This is a genomic window from Brachybacterium sp. P6-10-X1, from assembly GCF_001969445.1.
GTDB lineage: Bacteria > Actinomycetota > Actinomycetes > Actinomycetales > Dermabacteraceae > Brachybacterium.
Genome location: NZ_CP017297.1, coordinates 4,286,531 through 4,302,571, shown reverse-complemented (window position 1 = coordinate 4,302,571; position 16,041 = coordinate 4,286,531). Strand labels below are relative to the sequence as shown.

At 71.7% G+C, this 16,041-nt stretch carries 14 protein-coding genes; 3 read left to right on the top strand and 11 right to left on the bottom strand.

The window, feature by feature from the left end; all coding sequences use genetic code 11:
* Nucleotides 1-22 precede the first annotated feature (22 nt).
* Nucleotides 23-2,812, bottom strand: coding sequence for an asparagine synthase (glutamine-hydrolyzing) (asnB, locus tag BH708_RS19145; RefSeq protein ID WP_076810532.1), 2,790 nt, complete (start codon nucleotides 2,810-2,812; stop codon nucleotides 23-25).
* Nucleotides 2,813-2,941: 129 nt separating this feature from the next.
* Nucleotides 2,942-3,670 carry an HAD-IA family hydrolase gene (locus BH708_RS19140; RefSeq protein ID WP_076810531.1) on the bottom strand — a complete coding sequence of 243 codons (729 nt, stop codon included), beginning with the start codon at nucleotides 3,668-3,670 and terminating at the stop codon, nucleotides 2,942-2,944.
* Between the two features lie 74 nt (nucleotides 3,671-3,744).
* On the opposite strand from BH708_RS19140, the gene BH708_RS20570 reads away from it, so the two are divergent.
* Nucleotides 3,745-4,545: an AzlC family ABC transporter permease gene (locus BH708_RS20570; RefSeq protein WP_076810530.1), complete on the top strand. Its 801-nt coding sequence runs from the start codon at nucleotides 3,745-3,747 to the stop codon at nucleotides 4,543-4,545.
* Nucleotides 4,542-4,856, top strand: coding sequence for an AzlD domain-containing protein (locus BH708_RS19130; protein WP_076810529.1), 315 nt, complete (start codon nucleotides 4,542-4,544; stop codon nucleotides 4,854-4,856). The genes BH708_RS20570 and BH708_RS19130 overlap by 4 nt, the downstream gene beginning before the upstream one ends.
* 19 nt (nucleotides 4,857-4,875) lie before the next feature.
* Here BH708_RS19130 and BH708_RS19125 read toward each other — a convergent pair whose 3' ends face one another.
* The 6 genes from BH708_RS19125 to BH708_RS19100 all read right to left on the bottom strand — a co-directional run bounded on the left by BH708_RS19125 (nucleotide 4,876) and on the right by BH708_RS19100 (nucleotide 11,506).
* Complete coding sequence (locus BH708_RS19125) at nucleotides 4,876-5,277, bottom strand: hypothetical protein (RefSeq protein WP_076810528.1); 402 nt, start codon at nucleotides 5,275-5,277, stop codon at nucleotides 4,876-4,878.
* Between the two features lie 14 nt (nucleotides 5,278-5,291).
* Nucleotides 5,292-6,059 carry a 4-hydroxy-tetrahydrodipicolinate reductase gene (gene dapB / locus BH708_RS19120; RefSeq protein ID WP_076810527.1) on the bottom strand — a complete coding sequence of 256 codons (768 nt, stop codon included), beginning with the start codon at nucleotides 6,057-6,059 and terminating at the stop codon, nucleotides 5,292-5,294.
* A gap of 52 nt (nucleotides 6,060-6,111) precedes the next feature.
* Nucleotides 6,112-7,446: a pitrilysin family protein gene (locus BH708_RS19115; RefSeq protein WP_076810526.1), complete on the bottom strand. Its 1,335-nt coding sequence runs from the start codon at nucleotides 7,444-7,446 to the stop codon at nucleotides 6,112-6,114.
* Nucleotides 7,447-7,608: 162 nt separating this feature from the next.
* Entirely contained in the window at nucleotides 7,609-9,861 is a 2,253-nt protein-coding gene (locus BH708_RS19110) for a polyribonucleotide nucleotidyltransferase (RefSeq protein ID WP_076811640.1), read from the bottom strand.
* A gap of 203 nt (nucleotides 9,862-10,064) precedes the next feature.
* Complete coding sequence (gene rpsO, locus BH708_RS19105; RefSeq protein WP_076810525.1) at nucleotides 10,065-10,334, bottom strand: 30S ribosomal protein S15; 270 nt, start codon at nucleotides 10,332-10,334, stop codon at nucleotides 10,065-10,067.
* Nucleotides 10,335-10,489: 155 nt separating this feature from the next.
* Nucleotides 10,490-11,506, bottom strand: coding sequence for a bifunctional riboflavin kinase/FAD synthetase (locus tag BH708_RS19100; protein ID WP_076810524.1), 1,017 nt, complete (start codon nucleotides 11,504-11,506; stop codon nucleotides 10,490-10,492).
* A gap of 302 nt (nucleotides 11,507-11,808) precedes the next feature.
* Here BH708_RS19100 and BH708_RS19095 point away from each other — a divergent pair, with 302 nt between their 5' ends.
* Entirely contained in the window at nucleotides 11,809-13,377 is a 1,569-nt protein-coding gene (locus BH708_RS19095) for a L,D-transpeptidase family protein (protein ID WP_076810523.1), read from the top strand.
* 110 nt (nucleotides 13,378-13,487) lie between these two features.
* On the opposite strand, the gene truB is transcribed toward BH708_RS19095, so the two are convergent.
* Genes truB through BH708_RS19080 form a run of 3 tightly spaced genes read right to left on the bottom strand, consistent with a single transcriptional unit; the run spans nucleotide 13,488 to nucleotide 16,032 of the window.
* Complete coding sequence (truB, locus tag BH708_RS19090) at nucleotides 13,488-14,441, bottom strand: tRNA pseudouridine(55) synthase TruB (RefSeq protein ID WP_076810522.1); 954 nt, start codon at nucleotides 14,439-14,441, stop codon at nucleotides 13,488-13,490.
* Nucleotides 14,438-14,932, bottom strand: coding sequence for a 30S ribosome-binding factor RbfA (gene rbfA, locus BH708_RS19085; protein WP_076810521.1), 495 nt, complete (start codon nucleotides 14,930-14,932; stop codon nucleotides 14,438-14,440). The genes truB and rbfA overlap by 4 nt, the downstream gene beginning before the upstream one ends.
* The gene (locus BH708_RS19080; protein WP_076810520.1) at nucleotides 14,929-16,032 is read right to left on the bottom strand and encodes a TRM11 family methyltransferase; all 1,104 of its coding nucleotides are present in this window, start codon (nucleotides 16,030-16,032) and stop codon (nucleotides 14,929-14,931) included. Before BH708_RS19080 ends, rbfA begins: the two co-directional genes overlap by 4 nt.
* Nucleotides 16,033-16,041 lie beyond the last annotated feature (9 nt).

Here is a 16,041-nt window from a genome sequence, read left to right as displayed (position 1 = left end):
CCTAGTCCAGCCCCGTCCGCTCTCAACGCTGTGACGCGGCGCCGAGATCGACCAGGATCGCGAGCGGGGTGCGCTGGCGGCCCTGACCGAGGGGATTGTCGGCGAACGTCGCCTCGAGCCGCTCGTGCGGGACGGAGACGTCCGAGCCCAGCACGTTGCGTCCGATGTCGTTGGCGTCCATGACGACCGTGCCCACGAAGCTGTCGCGCAGCGCCACCGGGATGTCGGCCCCGCGGATCGCCGCCGAGAGCGAGGCGGACACGGCGTCGGGATCCTTCGGGGGCAGCTTCGCGGAGACGTTCGAGGGGAACGCCGAGTACGGCGTCGGCCCGTCGATCGCGCGCACGTTCGCGCCGACCACCTCGTAGAACAGCCCCTTCCTGCCGATCACCTTGCCGACCGCGCCGGCCGCGGAGGCCGCCACCACCCGCGGCAGACCGACCTCGCGGATGGCCAGCTCCATGGTGGTCGGGTCTCCCAGGCCGATGCCGGCCGGGGTGCGGGTCACGAAGCGGCTGAGCACCTTCGCGGCGGGACGCGGCGCGATCTCCCAGGTGAACCACGAGCGGCCCTGCGTGATCGCGATGATCTTCTCGCTGATCACGAAGTACCACGGGGACCCCTCGGGCACGACGTCGGCGGGCAGGGAGGCGGCGAAGCGCTCGACCCGCTCGCGCACCAGCGCCTGGAGGTCGTCGCCGCGGGCCACCAGTGCGGTCTGCAGGGGCAGTCGGCGCCAGGTGTGGCGATCGGTGTCGGAGACCAGGTCCAGCTGCTTGTCCGGGTTGGCGACGTAGTCGCTCTTGGGCTCCTCGGCCTCGGCACCCGCGGTCCCCGCTGCGGCGGTCCTGGTCTCCTCGGGCGCGGAGCTCTCGCCCGCGGCGGCGAGGGCCGCGCGCTCGTCGGCGGCGGCCTCGTCCCCCAGGGCCCGCGTGGAGCCCTCGGTGTCGTCGAAGAAGGTGCGCATCCACAGCTCGACGTTCAGCAGGCGCCAGAACATCATCGTGCCGTGATTGCCGGGGTGGGCGATGTAGTCCTCGAACAGGGCGATGACGCTGGGGGCGTCGAAGTAGGGGCGGCTCGCGAAGGACTCGGAGGCGAAGATCTCCATCAGCTCCGGGGCGATGGTGCGGAACCATTCCCCCTCCGGCGTGGTGAAGCCGATCTTGTTGCGCCGCTTGGAGATCGCGTCGGGCAGGATCCCGTCCATCGACTCGCGCAGGATCCGCTTGTTCCAGCCGTCATGGATGATCGCGGACTCGTCGAGGGAGAACAGGAACTTCAGCAGTTCCTTGTCCACGAACGGCACGCGGCCCTCGATGCTGAAGCGCATCGTGTTCTTGTCCTCGTAGCGCAGCAGCGAGGGCAGTGAGGAGCGGAAGGTGTCCTCGAGCAGACGCTCCTTGAGGTCGTCCTGGACGGATGTGACCTTCTCGGCGCTGTGCTCGGCGACGAAGCTCGAGTTCAGCAGCGCCTCGACCGGGACCGAGGTGCGCCCGGAGTACTTCGTGCGGGCGAGCTTGCGCAGGATGTCGCGCGAGCCGACGACCTCGCTCGCGAGCTCCTTGAACCGCTTCTGGCGGCGCAGCTGGCGCAGGTAGACGTAGAAGTAGGGGTTGTACCCGGCCATCATCTCGTCGGCGCCCTGGCCGTCCAGCAGCACGGTGACGTGCTCGCTCGCCGCACGCATCACCGCGTACTGCGCGTAGGGCCCGGTGGAGATGATCGGCTCCTCCTGGGTGCGCACGAAGTCGCGCACGTCCTCGAGGAAGGTCTCCGGCTGCGGATGGATCTTGTGGGAGGTGATCTGGCCGGCGTTCTCCTCCAGCAGCGCATCGACGTACCGCTCCTCGTCGTTCGAGGAGTCGGGGAACACCGCGGAGAAGGTGTTCTGCCGTGCGCCCACGGCGCTGAAGCTCTCGTCCTGGGGCTGTTCGCGCAGGTGACGGGCGATGACGGCGGCGACCGCGGAGGAATCCAGACCGCCGGAGAGCGAGGTGCCGACCGGCACCTCGGACTGCAGGCGCAGCCGCACCGCCTCACCGAAGCGCTCGCGGTACTCGTCGACCACCTCGGCGCTGTACGGGCGGCTGGGACGCGCCGCGATCTCGCGCAGCTCCTGCTGCAGGGAGGTGAAGGCCGTGATCGAGGTGCCGTCCGCGCTGATCTCGAGGACCTGTCCGGGCATCAGGCGGCGCACGCCGCGGAAGAACGTCCGGGAGTCGTCGTCCTGCACGCGGTACTTCAGGTAGCGGTAGACGGCACGATCGTCGGGCGCCGCCTCGAAGCGCTGCGCAGCCAGCAGGGCTCGGATCTCGGAGCCGAACAGCACCTGGGGGCCGTCTCCGCCGGATCCCGCGGTCTCGTCGATCCAGTAGTAGAGGGGCTTGATGCCGAAGTGATCGCGGGCGACGGTGACCGTGCCGGTGGACGCATCGTGGATCGCGAAGGCGAACATGCCGTTGAAACGGTCGTAGGCCGCGGTGCCCCATTCGGCGTGCGCCTGCAGCAGCACCTCGGTGTCGGAGGCGGTGCGGAAGGTGCGCCCGAGCCCCTCGAGCTCGGCGCGCAGCTCGAGGTAGTTGTAGGTCTCGCCGTTGTACACGATCGTGAAGCGGCCGTCGGCCGTGGTCATCGGCTGGGCGCCGTGCTCACGGTCGATGATGGACAGGCGACGGTGCGCCAGGGACGCCTGGCCGTGCGTGAACAGGCCTTCACCGTCGGGGCCGCGGTGGGCCAGGGCGCTGTTCATCTGCCGGGCGATGCCCTCGGCGTCGGCGCCGAATCCGTAGCTGCCGGAGATTCCGCACATGAGGCGAGTCCTTTCGAGGGGGCTGCTCCGATCCGCGATGACAACGCCACAGGTCGACGCAGGATCCAGGATCGGCCGCCTGAGCCTATCAACGCCGCCGCCCCCGAGAGCCCAGGCGCGACGTGACGTTCAGCTACCGCGGCGGGCCAGCACGAGGTCCTCGCCGTCGACGCGGATCTCCAGGTCGTCGAGCGAGGTGACCAGGGCGTCCGCCAGCGGGGCCAGCTCCGCGGCCGGCGTGGTGCTCGTCACGGCGACCGTGCGGGCCCCCGCCTCGGCCCCCGAGACCAGGCCGCCGACGGAATCCTCCAGGACGACGGTCTCCCCCGGCGCGATGCCCAGGCGCTCGGCGCCGAGCAGGTACGGCGCTGGGTCGGGCTTGCCCCGTCGGACCTGGTCCGCGGTGACCAGCTGGGCGGGCTCGGCCAGCCCCGTCCGGCCCCAGCGGGCCGCGAACAGCGGTGCGGTGCAGGAGGTCACGATCGCCCACGTGTCCCGGCCCAGCTGCCGGGCGGCCGCGTCGAGCTCCCGCAGGAGGCGCTCGGTGCCCGGCAGCGTCACGATGGAGTCGACGTCGGCGATCTCGAGCTGCTCGACGCGCGCATGCGCGGCGTCGAGCTCCTCCGCGTCGAGGCCGGGCAGCAGCTCGGCGAGCACCTGGCGCGCGGGGCGGCCGTGCTGGGCGTGCCCGAACTCGAGGTCGGTGCCGAGCTCGCGCAGCAGCGTGTTCCAGGCCCGCTCGACCGCCGGTCCGGAGTCGATCAGGGTGCCGTCCATGTCCAGCAGGAGAGCTCGGGCGCGCAACGGGAGCGCAGCGGTGGGCCGGGGCGCGTCGGAGGTGTCCTGGGAGGCCGTCATGGTTCTACGATCTCACACCACCCGGCGGACGCGACGACGGTGTCCGCCCAGGTGACCGTACCGTGAGGGTCATCATGTCCACCGCTTCCCAGCCCCTCGGGCGCCGCCCCCACGAGACCCCGGACCGCGTGCGCAGCGTGCGCCGCACCGGCTTCTCGATCGGGCTCGCGACCGGCCTGTACGGCATCTCCTACGGGGCGCTCGCCACCGCCTCCGGACTCGACGTCTGGCAGGCGATGGTGCTCTCGGCGGTGATGTTCACCGGTGGCAGCCAGTTCGCCTTCGTCGGGGTGCTCGGCGGGGGCGGATCCGCGCTCGGCGCAGCGCTCGCCGCGCTCCTGCTGGGCGTGCGCAACACCCTGTACGGACTGATCCTGGCCCCGAACCTCCCCCGCCGCGGGTGGAGGGCGCTGGCGCGGGTCCAGCTGACGATCGACGAGTCCGCCGCGCTCGCGGCGACCGGCGCGGACGAGGAGTCGCGGCGGGCGGGCTTCTGGTCCGCGGGGGTCTGGGTCTACGTCTTCTGGAACCTGTTCTCGCTGCTCGGTGCGCTCGGGGGCCGGCACATCGCGGACCCGGCCGCGTGGGGGCTCGACGCCGCCGCGGCCGCCGCCTTCCTCGCCCTGCTGTGGCCGCGTCTGCGGTCCCGGGACGCGGTCGCGATCGCGGTGGCGGCGGCCTTCGTGGCCCTGGTGACCACCCCGGCGCTGCCGGCCGGACTGCCGGTGCTGGCGGCGGCGCTGGTGGCGGTCGGCGCCGGTCTGATCCCGGTGCGGCGGCGCGCTGTCCGGGCCGAGGCGGATGCAGCGACCGGGGCGGATGCCGAGCGCGGAGGCGATGCCCCGCACCGAGCCGGCGAGGAGGAGATCTCATGAGCGTGCTGTGGATCGTGGTGATCGCGGCCTCGCTGCTGTCCTTCGCCCAGAAATGGATCGGCTACCAGGCACCGCCCGACGTGCTCGAGCGTCCGCGGGTCGCGCGGATCACCACGATGCTGCCGATCGCCCTGCTGGGGGCGCTGGTCGCGACGCAGGCAGCGACCAGCGGGCCCGAGATCGTGCTCGACGCCCGTCTGGCCGCGCTCGGAGTGGCCGCCGGGCTGCTCGCGCTGCGTGCCCCGTTCCTGGTGGTCGTGATCGGTGCGGCCCTGGTCGCGGCCGGTCTGCGAGCTCTCGGATGGGGGTGAGACGCGGACGCCGCGACGCTCAGCGCCGCGCGGCGTCGATCGCCCGCCGGGTCGCTCGCCGCGCCCCCGCTCGATCACGCAGGGCGTCGTAGGCCAGCGCCAGGCGGTACCAGGCGGTCCAGTCCGCCTCGCCGCTGTCCTGGACCGCGGTCCGGGCGGCCTCGAACTCGGCCCGCGGATCGCCGGGAACGGCATCGGGGGGCACCTGGTAGCGGCGCGAGAGGTCGCCCGCATGCACGCCGAAGAGGACCTCCCGCCAGATCACCCAGACGCTCAGCGCCAGCAGGATCGCGATGCCCAGGGCGAGTCCGTACCCTAGGGCGCTGCCGACGCGCAGGAAGCCCCAGGCGATCCAACCCAGGCCCCAGCAATACGCCGCGGTGATCAGCACGAGCGCGGCGACGAAGATCTTCGATCGCATCTGTCCCGCCGGCCTCAGCCGAGATCCATGTAGCCGTCCAGGCCCACGGTGAGGCCGGGGTGCGCGGCGACCTCGCGCACGCCCAGCAGCACCCCGGGCATGAAGCTCGCACGGTCGAAGGAGTCGTGACGCAGTTGGAACTGCTCCCCGGGTCCGCCGAACTGGACCACCTCGTGGGCGACGAGGCCGCGCTGGCGCACCGCGTGGACGTGGATGCCGTCGACGACCGCTCCACGGGCTCCGTCGGGGTCCTTCTCGGTGGCGTCCGGGACGGGACCGAGGCCGCCGGCGGCCCGACCGCGGGCGATGGCGGCCGCCGTGTGGCGGGCGGTGCCGGAGGGGGCGTCGAGCTTGTTCGGGTGATGCATCTCGATCACCTCGGCGCTGTCGTAGTACCGGGCGGCGATCTCGGCGAAGCGCATGGCCAGCACGGCCCCGAGGGCGAAGTTCGGGGCGATCAGCACCCCGACCCCGTCGGCCCCCTCGAGCTGGGAGCGCAGCGGGTCGAGGGACTGCTCGGTCCACCCGGTGGTACCGACCACGGCGTGGATGCCGTGCTCGACGAGCCAGCTGACGTTCTCGGCGGTGACGGCGGGGACGGTGAGGTCGACGGCGACCTGTGCGCCGGCCTCGGCGATCCTCCCGAGGGGGTCCTCGCGACCGATCCGGGCCACCAGCTCCAGGTCCGCGGCCTCCTCGACGGCGCGGCAGGCTTCGGAGCCCATGCGGCCTCCGGCGCCGAGGACGGCGACGCGCAGCGGGGTGGTGTCGGTGGGGGTCATGATGCTCTCCTGAGTGCTCGCGGTATGGGGTGGGGTGCGGTGGCCGGTGCGCTCAGGCGTCGGGGCCGATCTCGACGCGTGTGCTGAAGGACTGCCCGAGACGGCCGGCCAGCTCGCGCACCGCGGCGACATCGACCCGGGAGATCTTCGCCAGGGTCTCGTCGACGCTGGTGTACCGCCCGTGGACCAGTTCGATCGTGCCCAGGCGGCCCATGCGGCTGCTGGTGTCCTCGAGGCCGAGGGCGAAGGTCCCGGTGATCTGGCCCTTCGCCCGCGTCAGCTCGTCCTCGCCGATGCCGTACGTGCCCATCCGTGCGAGCTCGGCGGCGAGCAGCTCGACGACCTGCTCGGTGCGACCGGGGCGGCAGGCGGCGTACATGCCGAAAAGGCCGACGTCGCGGTAGCCGGCCGTGAAGGAGTACACGGAGTAGGCCAGTCCGCGCTGCTCGCGGATGTTCTGGAACAGGCGGGAGGACATGCCGCCGCCGAGGACGGACATGAGCACCGACATGGTGTGCCGGTCCTCGCTGACGGCGCTGATGCCCGGTCCGCCGAGGAAGATGTGGTTCTGCTCGGTGGGGCGGATCAGTCGGTGGGGGGAGATCGCGGCGACGTCGGTGGTCGGGTCGGGCCCGGCCAGGAGGTCACCGTCCGCGTCGGGCCGACGACGGGGAAGCGTCCCCGTCTCCAGCTCCCAGCCGCCGCGGCGCAGTCCCTCGACCAGCAGCTCGGTGAGCTCGTCGTGGTCGATGTCGCCGACGGCGGTGACGACCAGGTTCTCGGGGCGGTAGTGCTCGCGGCAGTGGGCGCGCACGTCCTCGATGTCCAGCGCGGCGACGCTCCGGGCGGTGCCGCCGACGGGCCGGCCGACGGCGGTGTCCGCGCCGAGCACGTCGGCGAGGAAGGTCTCGTAGCCGATGTCGGTGGGGTCGTCCTCGGCCATGGCGAGCTCTTCGAGGATCACCTGACGCTCGGTCTCCAGGGCCTCCGGGGTGAGGAGGCTCGCGGTGATCATGTCCGTGAGCACGTCGATGGCGCGCGGCACGTCCGAGGAGCGCACCCGGCCGTAGTAGAGGGTGTGCTCCTTGGCGGTGACGGCGTTGGAGTCCCCGCCGACCTCGTCGAAGGCGGTGGCGATGTCCATCGCGGTGCGGCGCTCGGTGCCCTTGAACAGCAGGTGCTCGAGGGCGTGGGTGGACCCGGCGTGTTCGGGGCGCTCGTCGCGCGAGCCCACCGGCAGCCACAGTCCGATGGACGCGCTGCGCACGCTGCGATCGGTCTGGGTCAGCAGGCGGACGCCTCCGGGAAGGATGCTGCGCCGCACGCCGGTGGCGGCATCGAGCATCACGTCGGAGGCGGGATCGTCGTAGGTCAGGAGGGAAGGCATCGACTGATTGTTCCACGCCGTGCGGCATGGTGATCGCGGGGTTCGTCACCGGCGGACGCCCCCGATCGGGAGACCGCCGAGGACCTCCGCGCAGCAGGACGGGGAGGCACCGTGCGGTGCCTCCCCGTCCTGGGGTGGGCGGCTCTCAGGCCGCCGCAAGGATCACTTCGCCACGGAGGAGTCCTCCTCGGCGGGCTTCTCCTCGTCCTCGCTCACGGCCAGGGAGATCTTGCCGCGCGAGTCGATCTCGCGGATCTCGACCTCGAGCTTCTGGCCGACCTGGGCGACGTCCTCGACGTTCTCGACCCGCTTGCCGCCGTTCAGCTTGCGCAGCTGGGTGACGTGGAGCAGGCCGTCCTTGCCGGGGGTGAGCGACACGAACGCGCCGAAGTCGACCACGCGCACCACGGTGCCGAGGTAGCGCTCGCCGACCTCGGGGACCATCGGGTTGGCGATGGCGTTGACCGCGGAGCGGGCGGCCTCGGCCGAGGGTCCGTCGGTCGCGCCGATGTAGACGGTGCCGTCGTCCTCGATGGTGATGTCGGCACCCGTGTCGTCCTGGATCTGATTGATGATCTGGCCCTTCGGGCCGATGACCGCTCCGATCTTGTCGACGGGGACGGTGACCGCGAGCACGCGCGGGGCGTGCGGGCTCATCTCGTCGGGCGCGTCGATCGCCTCGTGCATCACGCCGAGGATCGCCAGACGCGCCTCCTTGGCCTGCGACAGGGCACTGGCCAGCACGGAGGCGGGGATGCCGTCGAGCTTCGTGTCCAGCTGGATCGCGGTGATGAACTCGCTGGTCCCGGCGACCTTGAAGTCCATGTCGCCGAAGGCGTCCTCGGCGCCGAGGATGTCGGTCAGCGCCGCGTAGCGGGTCTCACCGTCGACGGTGTCCGAGATCAGGCCCATGGCGATGCCGGCGACCGGGGCGCGCAGCGGCACACCGGCGTTCATCAGCGCCAGGGTCGAGGCGCACACGGAACCCATCGAGGTCGAGCCGTTGGACCCGAGGGCCTCGGAGACCTGACGGATCGCGTAGGGGAACTCCTCGCGGCTGGGCAGCACCGGCACCAGGGCGCGCTCGGCGAGCATGCCGTGGCCGATCTCGCGACGCTTCGGGGAGCCGACGCGACCGGTCTCACCGGTGGAGTAGGGCGGGAAGTTGTAGTGGTGGAGGTAGCGCTTGTGCCGGACCGGCGAGAGCGAATCCAGATGCTGCTCCATCTTGAGCATGTTCAGCGTGGTCACGCCCAGGATCTGGGTCTCACCGCGCTGGAACAGCGCCGAGCCGTGCACCCTCGGGAGCACCTCGACCTCGGCGGAGAGCGCCCGGATGTCCCGCAGGCCCCGGCCGTCGATGCGGATGCCGTCGGTGAGCACCTTCTGGCGCACGACCTGCTTGGACAGGGCGCGGAACGCCCCGCCGACCTCCTTCTCGCGGCCCTCGAGCTGCTTGCCCTCTCCGGCGAGCTCCTCGGTGACCTCGGCCTGCAGCTGGTCGGTGCGCTCCTCCCGCTCGGTCTTGGCGGCGATCGACATGACCTCCGCGAGCCGGTCGGTCGCGGCCGCGGCGACGATCTCGTAGGCGTCGTCCTGATGGTCCAGGAACAGCGGGAACTCGCGGACCGGCTTGGCGGCGGCCGCGGCCAGCTCCTGCTGGGCCACGCACAGGCTGCGGACGAAGACCTTCGCGGCCTCGAGGCCCTCGGCGACGATCTCCTCGGTGGGGGCGATCGCGCCCTGCTCCTTGACGAGGTTCCAGGAATTGTCGGTGGCCTCGGCCTCGACCATCATGATCGCGACGTCGGCCTGGTCGCCCTCGCCGACGATGCGGCCGGCGACGACCATGGAGAACACGGCCTCCTCGAGCTGCGAGAAGGTCGGGAACGCGACCCACTGGCCGCCCTGGGCGGTCGGCAGCAGCGCGATGCGCACGGCGCCGATCGGGCCGGAGAAAGGCAGGCCGGAGATCTGGGTGGAGGCCGAGGCGCCGTTGATGCCGACGACGTCGTAGGCGTCGTCCGGGCCGTTGGCCATGACCGTCAGCACGACCTGGACCTCGTTGCGCAGACCCTTGACGAAGGCCGGGCGCAGCGGGCGGTCGGTGAGGCGGGCGGCGAGGATCGCGTCGGTGCTGGGGCGGCCCTCGCGGCGGAAGAACGCTCCGGGGATGCGCCCGGCCGCGTACATCCGCTCCTCGACATCTATCGTGAGCGGGAAGAAGTCGAACTGGTCCTTGGGACGGTTCGAGACGGCGGTGGCCGACAGGATCATGGTGTCGTCGTCGAGGTAGACGGAGACGGCGCCGGCGGCCTGCTGCGCGAGGCGCCCGGTCTCGAAGCGGACCTCGCGACGGCCGAAGGAGCCGTTGTCGATGACCGCGGTCGTGGTGGTGACGTCAGGGCCTTCCATGGCCATGGGGTATCTCCTTGTTCAGGGGGTGCCCCTGCCGGTGCGGCCTTCGCCAGTCACGCGCGGTGCGGTCGGGATCTTCCGACGACCGGACCGCAGGTCACTGCCGAGGACCGAACCTGGTCGGGGGCGGGGTCTGGTCCCCCGCCGGGAGGCGGGCAGACGCAACCGCCGCCCGCCCCGAGGGCGAGCGGCGGCGGGTGTCAGCGGCGGATGCCGAGGCGCTGGATCAGCGCACGGTACCGCGTGATGTCGGAGGCCTGCAGGTACTTCAGCAGGCGCTTGCGCTGACCGACCAGCAGCATCAGACCACGGCGCGTGTGGTGATCGTGCTTGTGGGTCTTCAGGTGCTCGGTCAGGTACTTGATGCGGTGGGTCAGGAGCGCGGCCTGGACCTCGGGCGAGCCGGTGTCGCCCTCGGCGGTCGCGTACTCCTTGATGATCTCCTGCTTGGTGGCGGTGTCGAAGGCCATGGCTCTCCTGGGTCGTTGCGCGGCGCACCGGGACCTGATGTCCCGGGCTCTCTGGACGAGCGTCGCCCCGTCGTGGACCGCTCGCGTCCGGGACGCGGGCAGCAGGAGGGGCGGACGAACTCTCCGCGGCCGATATTCACGGCCTGCGCAGGATATCAGTCGGTCAGGGCCGGACGGGAGCGCTCCGCGCCGAGAGTGCGGCGGGTCACCTCGACATCGCGCTGCATCTCCTGGACCAGGGTCTCGACCGAGTCGAACGTCAGGGTGGGGCGCTGGAAGGCCACGAACTCGAGCCGGACCCGGTCCCCGTAGAGATCGAGGTCGTGATCACCATGGACGTAGGCCTCGACGGTCCGTCGCGGGGCGCCGTCGACCTCGAAGGTCGGGTTCGTCCCGATCGAGATGGTCGCGGGCGCCCCGGTCAGCGGCGGGACGCCCGCGTGGGCGCGGTCCTGCTCGACGACGGTGAGGCGGCCGGCGTAGACGCCGTCGGCGGGGATCAGCCCCTCGGGCGTCGGCCCCAGGTTCGCGGTCGGGAAGCCGAGCTCGCGGCCGCGTCGATGGCCGTGGTGGACGGTGTCGGTGACGGTGTGCGGTCGCCCCAGACCCTCCGCCGCGATCTCGACGTCACCGGCGAGCAGGCTGTCGCGGATCCTCGAGGAGGAGATGCGTCCGGTGCCCTCCCCCTCCGGTCCGAGCTCCGTGACGGTGACCACCTCGAAGCCGTACCGCCTCCCGAGCTCGCGCATCGTCTCGATGTCCCCCGAGTTCCCCCTCCCGAACAGGGCGTCCTGACCGAGCACCACGCACCGGGCGTGCAGACCCTCGACGAGGAAGATCCGCACGAAGTCCTCCGGGGAGTACTGGGCGAACTCGAGGGTGTACTCGAGGTCCAGCACTCCGGTGACCCCGGCCAGCAGCAGGAGGCGATCCCGGTCGGCGTGCCCGGTGATCAGCGGAGGCTCGGCGACGCCGCGCATGACGTGGCGGGGGTGCGGCCAGAAGGTGAGGGCGACCGGGGTCAGCGAGCGGGACTCGGCGTGGCGCAGCAGCTGGTCGAGCACGAAGCGGTGGCCGCGGTGGATCCCGTCGTAGTTGCCGATCGAGACGGCCGTCGCCCCGAGATCGGCGGGCACGTCCTGCAGGGTGTGCCAGATGGGGGTGCGGGTCACGGCGCGGTCATGTCCTTCCGGGGCCGGGTGCTCTCGGGCACCCACGGGTGGCGCGGCGGTCGCACACGCGCTGCGGAGGCTGCGGTGTCAGCACGCCGCAGAACACTGTAACGCCCGCGGCGGCACGCTCGAGACCCGTGGCGTGACCGAGCTGTGACGAAGGTCGGTGCGGCGGACAACCCGCCCCGCCCGTCCTCTCCGTTACCCTGAAGGGCAATGCGGCGCCGGGGAGGGACCCCTGTGCCCTCCCGCGTTTCATGCGGGGGCTGACACGACGGCCGCTGAGAACGGATCGATGACTCATGACGAACGTGACCGAGCAGGCCGCGATGGGCGGCCCGTCCCGACCCTCCGACCGCCGCGGCCGTCGACGGGCGCTGATCATCCTGGGCGCCATCATCGCCGTCCTCGCCGTCGTCCTCACCAGCGGCGCGCTCGCCTATGCCAAGCAGTACGAGGGCAAGGCCCTGCCGGGCACCACGGTGCTCGGTCAGGACGTGTCCGGCAAGACGCCGGAGCAGATCGCCGCTCTCGTCGCCGAGCAGGCGAAGTCCGTGACCGTCACGGTCACCGCTGGTGATCAGGAGCGCGAGGTCTCGCTCGCCGATCTCGGGGTGTCCGTCGATGCCGATGCCACCGCGCAGGCGGCCGTCGACGCCGAGGAGTCCTTCGGGGATATCATCTCCTCCACCTGGTCCGGCGAGAACCCGGTCGATCCCGTGGTCACGGTCGACGAGGCCGCGGTCGCGGACTTCGCCACCGGGCTCATCCCCGAGGACAGGACCCAGCCGGTCGATGCGGGGGTCACCTTCGACGAGGACGCGCAGAGCTGGAAGGTCGTGCCCGGCACCAAGGGCCAGGGCATGGATCCGCAGGTGCTGGTGGACTCGGTGACGCAGAAGGCGCCGTCGCTGGAGGACTTCAGCGTCGAGCAGCCGGTCGAGGAGATCGCCCCGGCGATCACCACGGCCGAGGCCGAGGAGACGGTCGGCGCGCTGTCCTCCCTGCTCGAGCAGCCGATGTCGATCGAGGGTGCCGACGGTGAGACCCACGAGGTCTCGCCGGAGCGTCGCAGCGGCTGGCTCGCGGTCACCCCGGACGACTCCGGCAAGGCCCTGACGATCTCGGTCGACGAGGATGCGGTGCGCGAGTGGGTCTCCGCCCAGGCCGATCAGGACTCCGTCGAGGTCAAGGACGGCATCGAGCAGGTCGACGAGAAGGGTGAGGTCGTCAAGGTCGTCGCCGAGAAGCAGGACGGGCTGAAGATCACCAACGCCGACGCGGTCGCCGAGGAGCTGATCGCGGCGCTGAACGGCACCACGCCCCTCGAAGCGGCCTTCGAGACCAAGACGGTCAAGGCCGAGGTCGAAGAGGTCGACGCGCCGTCCACGGACGACGAGAAGGACGCCGACAAGAAGGACTCCGAGAAGAAGGGCACGGAGGAGAAGGGCACCGAGGAGGAGTCCGAGCAGGCGGCGGAGCCCACGGGCGAGAAGTGGATCGACGTCGACCTGACCAACAAGACGGTCACCGCCTATGTCGGTGACACCCCGGTGTGGGGCCCTCGCTCGATGGTCGACGGCAAGGAGGGCAATGAGACGCCCACCGGCACCTATGAGATCTACCTGCGCTACGACCAGCAGGACATGACCAACGCCGCCTACTACCCCGAAGGGCATCCGAAGTACTACCTCACCGAGGACGTGCCCTGGGTGCAGTACTTCCACAACGGCTACGGTTTCCACGGCGCGCCGTGGCGCTCGTCCTTCGGGTACTCGGGATCGCACGGCTGCATCAACATGCCGGTCTCCGATGCCAAGTGGCTGTACGACTGGGCGTCGATGGGCACCCGGGTCGAGGTCCACACCTGACCTCCCGCGTCTGATCCCGGTGGTCGAAGGCCCCTCCCGAATGCGCGGGAGGGGCCTTCGCCGTCAGGGCGAGCGCGGCTCGACGGCGGGCCGGACCCGCTGATGGCGGCTCAGCTGCGGGCGTCGGCCGGGACGACCAGCACGGGCTGCCAGTGCTCGCCCCGGGGGCGGAGCACGGCGCACAGGACGCCGTCGGGGCCGAGGGCGGCGACGAGCTCGCGTTCCTCGCTCCCGCCGCGCGGATCCGTCCGCAGACCCTCGGGGGCCGGCGAGGGCTCCGCGCGGCGCGGGATGCGCCGGCCGTCGGCGAGGTCGCGGGAGCTCTGCTCGTCCACGTCGAGGGTGGCCAGCACGCGGGCGGCGCTGTCCCCCAGCCCGTGCAGCGGCAGCTCGACGTCGTCGCCCTCGCCGCGGGCAGGGACGGGTGACCCCTCCTGCACGGCGAACGGGCCGATGCTGGTGCGGCGCAGCTCGGTCAGATGCCCCCCGACGCCGAGGGCCGCGCCGAGATCGCGGGCCAGGGCGCGCACATAGGTGCCCGAGGAGCAGGTGATCACGGCGTCGAGGTCGAGGTACGGGCCCTCGGCGCGACGCGCGGTGATCTCGAAGCGGGAGATCCGCACCGGGCGGGCCGCCAGCTCGATGTCCTCCCCGGCCCGTGCCCGGGCGTAGGCACGGCGGCCGTCGACCTTGATGGCGCTGACGGTGGAGGGAACCTGCTCGATGTCACCGCGCAGCGGGGCGACCTGCTCAGCGATCGCGGCGTCCTCGAGCCTGCTCGCCTCCACGACCTCGCCGAGGTCTTCGCCCTCCCGGTCATCCGTGGTGGTGGCGCGGCCCAGGCGGATCGTGGCTTCGTAGGTCTTGTCCAGGCCCACCAGGTGCGTGAGCAGCCGGGTGCCCTGCCCGATGCCGAGGATCAGCAGTCCGGTGGCCATCGGGTCCAGGGTGCCGGCGTGACCCACTTTCTTGGTGCCCAGCAACCAGCGGACCCGGGCGACGACGTCGTGGCTGGTGCGGCCCGGCGCCTTGTCGACCAGCAGGATCCCGTGCGGGGCGCTCACGCGTCCTCGCGGCCGCGCCCGTCGGTGCCGGGCGATTCGTCATCGCCGGCGAGATCGTCATCGGCCGGCTCCTCGTGCGGGGTGCGGTAGGGGTCTGCCTCCCCGGCGTAGGCGGCGCCCTCCTTCGAGCGGGCGAGCTCGGCATCGCGGCCACGGGCCTCGGTCAGGAGGTCCTCGATGACGCGCGCGTTCTCGGGGATCGCATCGGCGATGAACTCGAGCGTCGGGGTGAGGCGGACCCCGGTCTGACGGCCCACCTCGCGGCGCAGCATCCCGGTGGCGCTGACGAGCGCGGCGGCGGTGCCCTCCCGCTCCTCGCCGGTGCCGAAGACGGTGTAGAACACCGTGGCGTGCTGGAGGTCGCCGCTCACGCGCACGTCGGTGATGGTCACGAACCCGAGCCGCGGGTCCTTGACCCGGGTGTCGAGCATGGTCGCGACGATGACCTTGATGCGGTCGGCGAGCTTGAGGGCACGGGGGTTGTCGTTCATGGTCGGTCAGTCTCCTGGTCGGCGTCGAGAGCTGCGAGCTGCTCGAGCTGGGGGTGGTCGGTGGGGACCGCGAGCAGGACGTCGCGGTCGATGGCGTGGTCCACGCGGTGGCGGAAGGCGCCGTCGCGGCTGAGGAGCCGGAAGCCGGCGGCGGCGAGCACCTCGTCGGCGGCCTCATGGTCGAGAGTGCGCCGATTGACGGCGAGGGCGAGGCCTCCGCCGTCGCGCAGCAGGCGACGCCACCCGTCGGCGGCGCGGCGCAGCACCTCGCGCGGAGATCGCTGCCAGGCGCCGTCGGCGCGGGCGCCGTGCTGGACGCCGTAGGGAAGATCCGCCACCAGCGCGTCGACGGAGCGGGCCGGCAGCAGCTCCCCGAGGCGGGTGGTGTCGCAGCCGAGCATGGTCAGGGTCTGGCCGCGCCCCGCGCGCAGGGTCTGCTTGTCGGCGGCGAGCTCGACGTCGAGGCGGGGGCCGAGCCGCTCCCCGTGCACGGTGAGCTTCGTGGCCGAGACGGTGTGCTTGTAGCGGTGATCGCGCAGCCAGGTGGACAGGAAGGCCCGATAGGCCTCGTGGTCCGTGCGGTCGAGGTCCGCACCGATCGGGCTGAGACCGAGGCGCAGCGCCCGGTTCAGGGTGGTGCCCCGGCCGCACAAGGGATCGAGCAGGGACAGCGAGCCGTCGAACAGGCCGGACCGGCGCGAGCTCAGCGCGGCGGCGAGATTCACCAGCAACGCGGTGAACTGCTCATTGGTCTTGCCCGGGTATCTGAGGATCGTCTCCAGGTCGGAAGGATGTCGGAAAGGATCCGGCAGGGTCCGCGGTCGCAGCAACGGGGTCTCGGGATCGTCCTCGACGAGGTCGAGCACCCCGAGGGTCGTCGAGAGCGATCCCAGCAGGCGAGCACTCTCGTCGGAGGCGAGCGCGGACGCGTGGATCTCCAGGGCGTCCATCCCTCCGATGCGGCGCTCGCGCACCCGAGGGGAACTGCCGAGACGGGCGCCGAGGACCCAGCGGGCCTCGGCGCGGGCGAGCGGCCCGGCCGCCGCCGTGTAGACACGGTTGGTCGAGGGGGCGCGGAGGAGGAGGGACGTCGTCTCCATGCGTCGCTC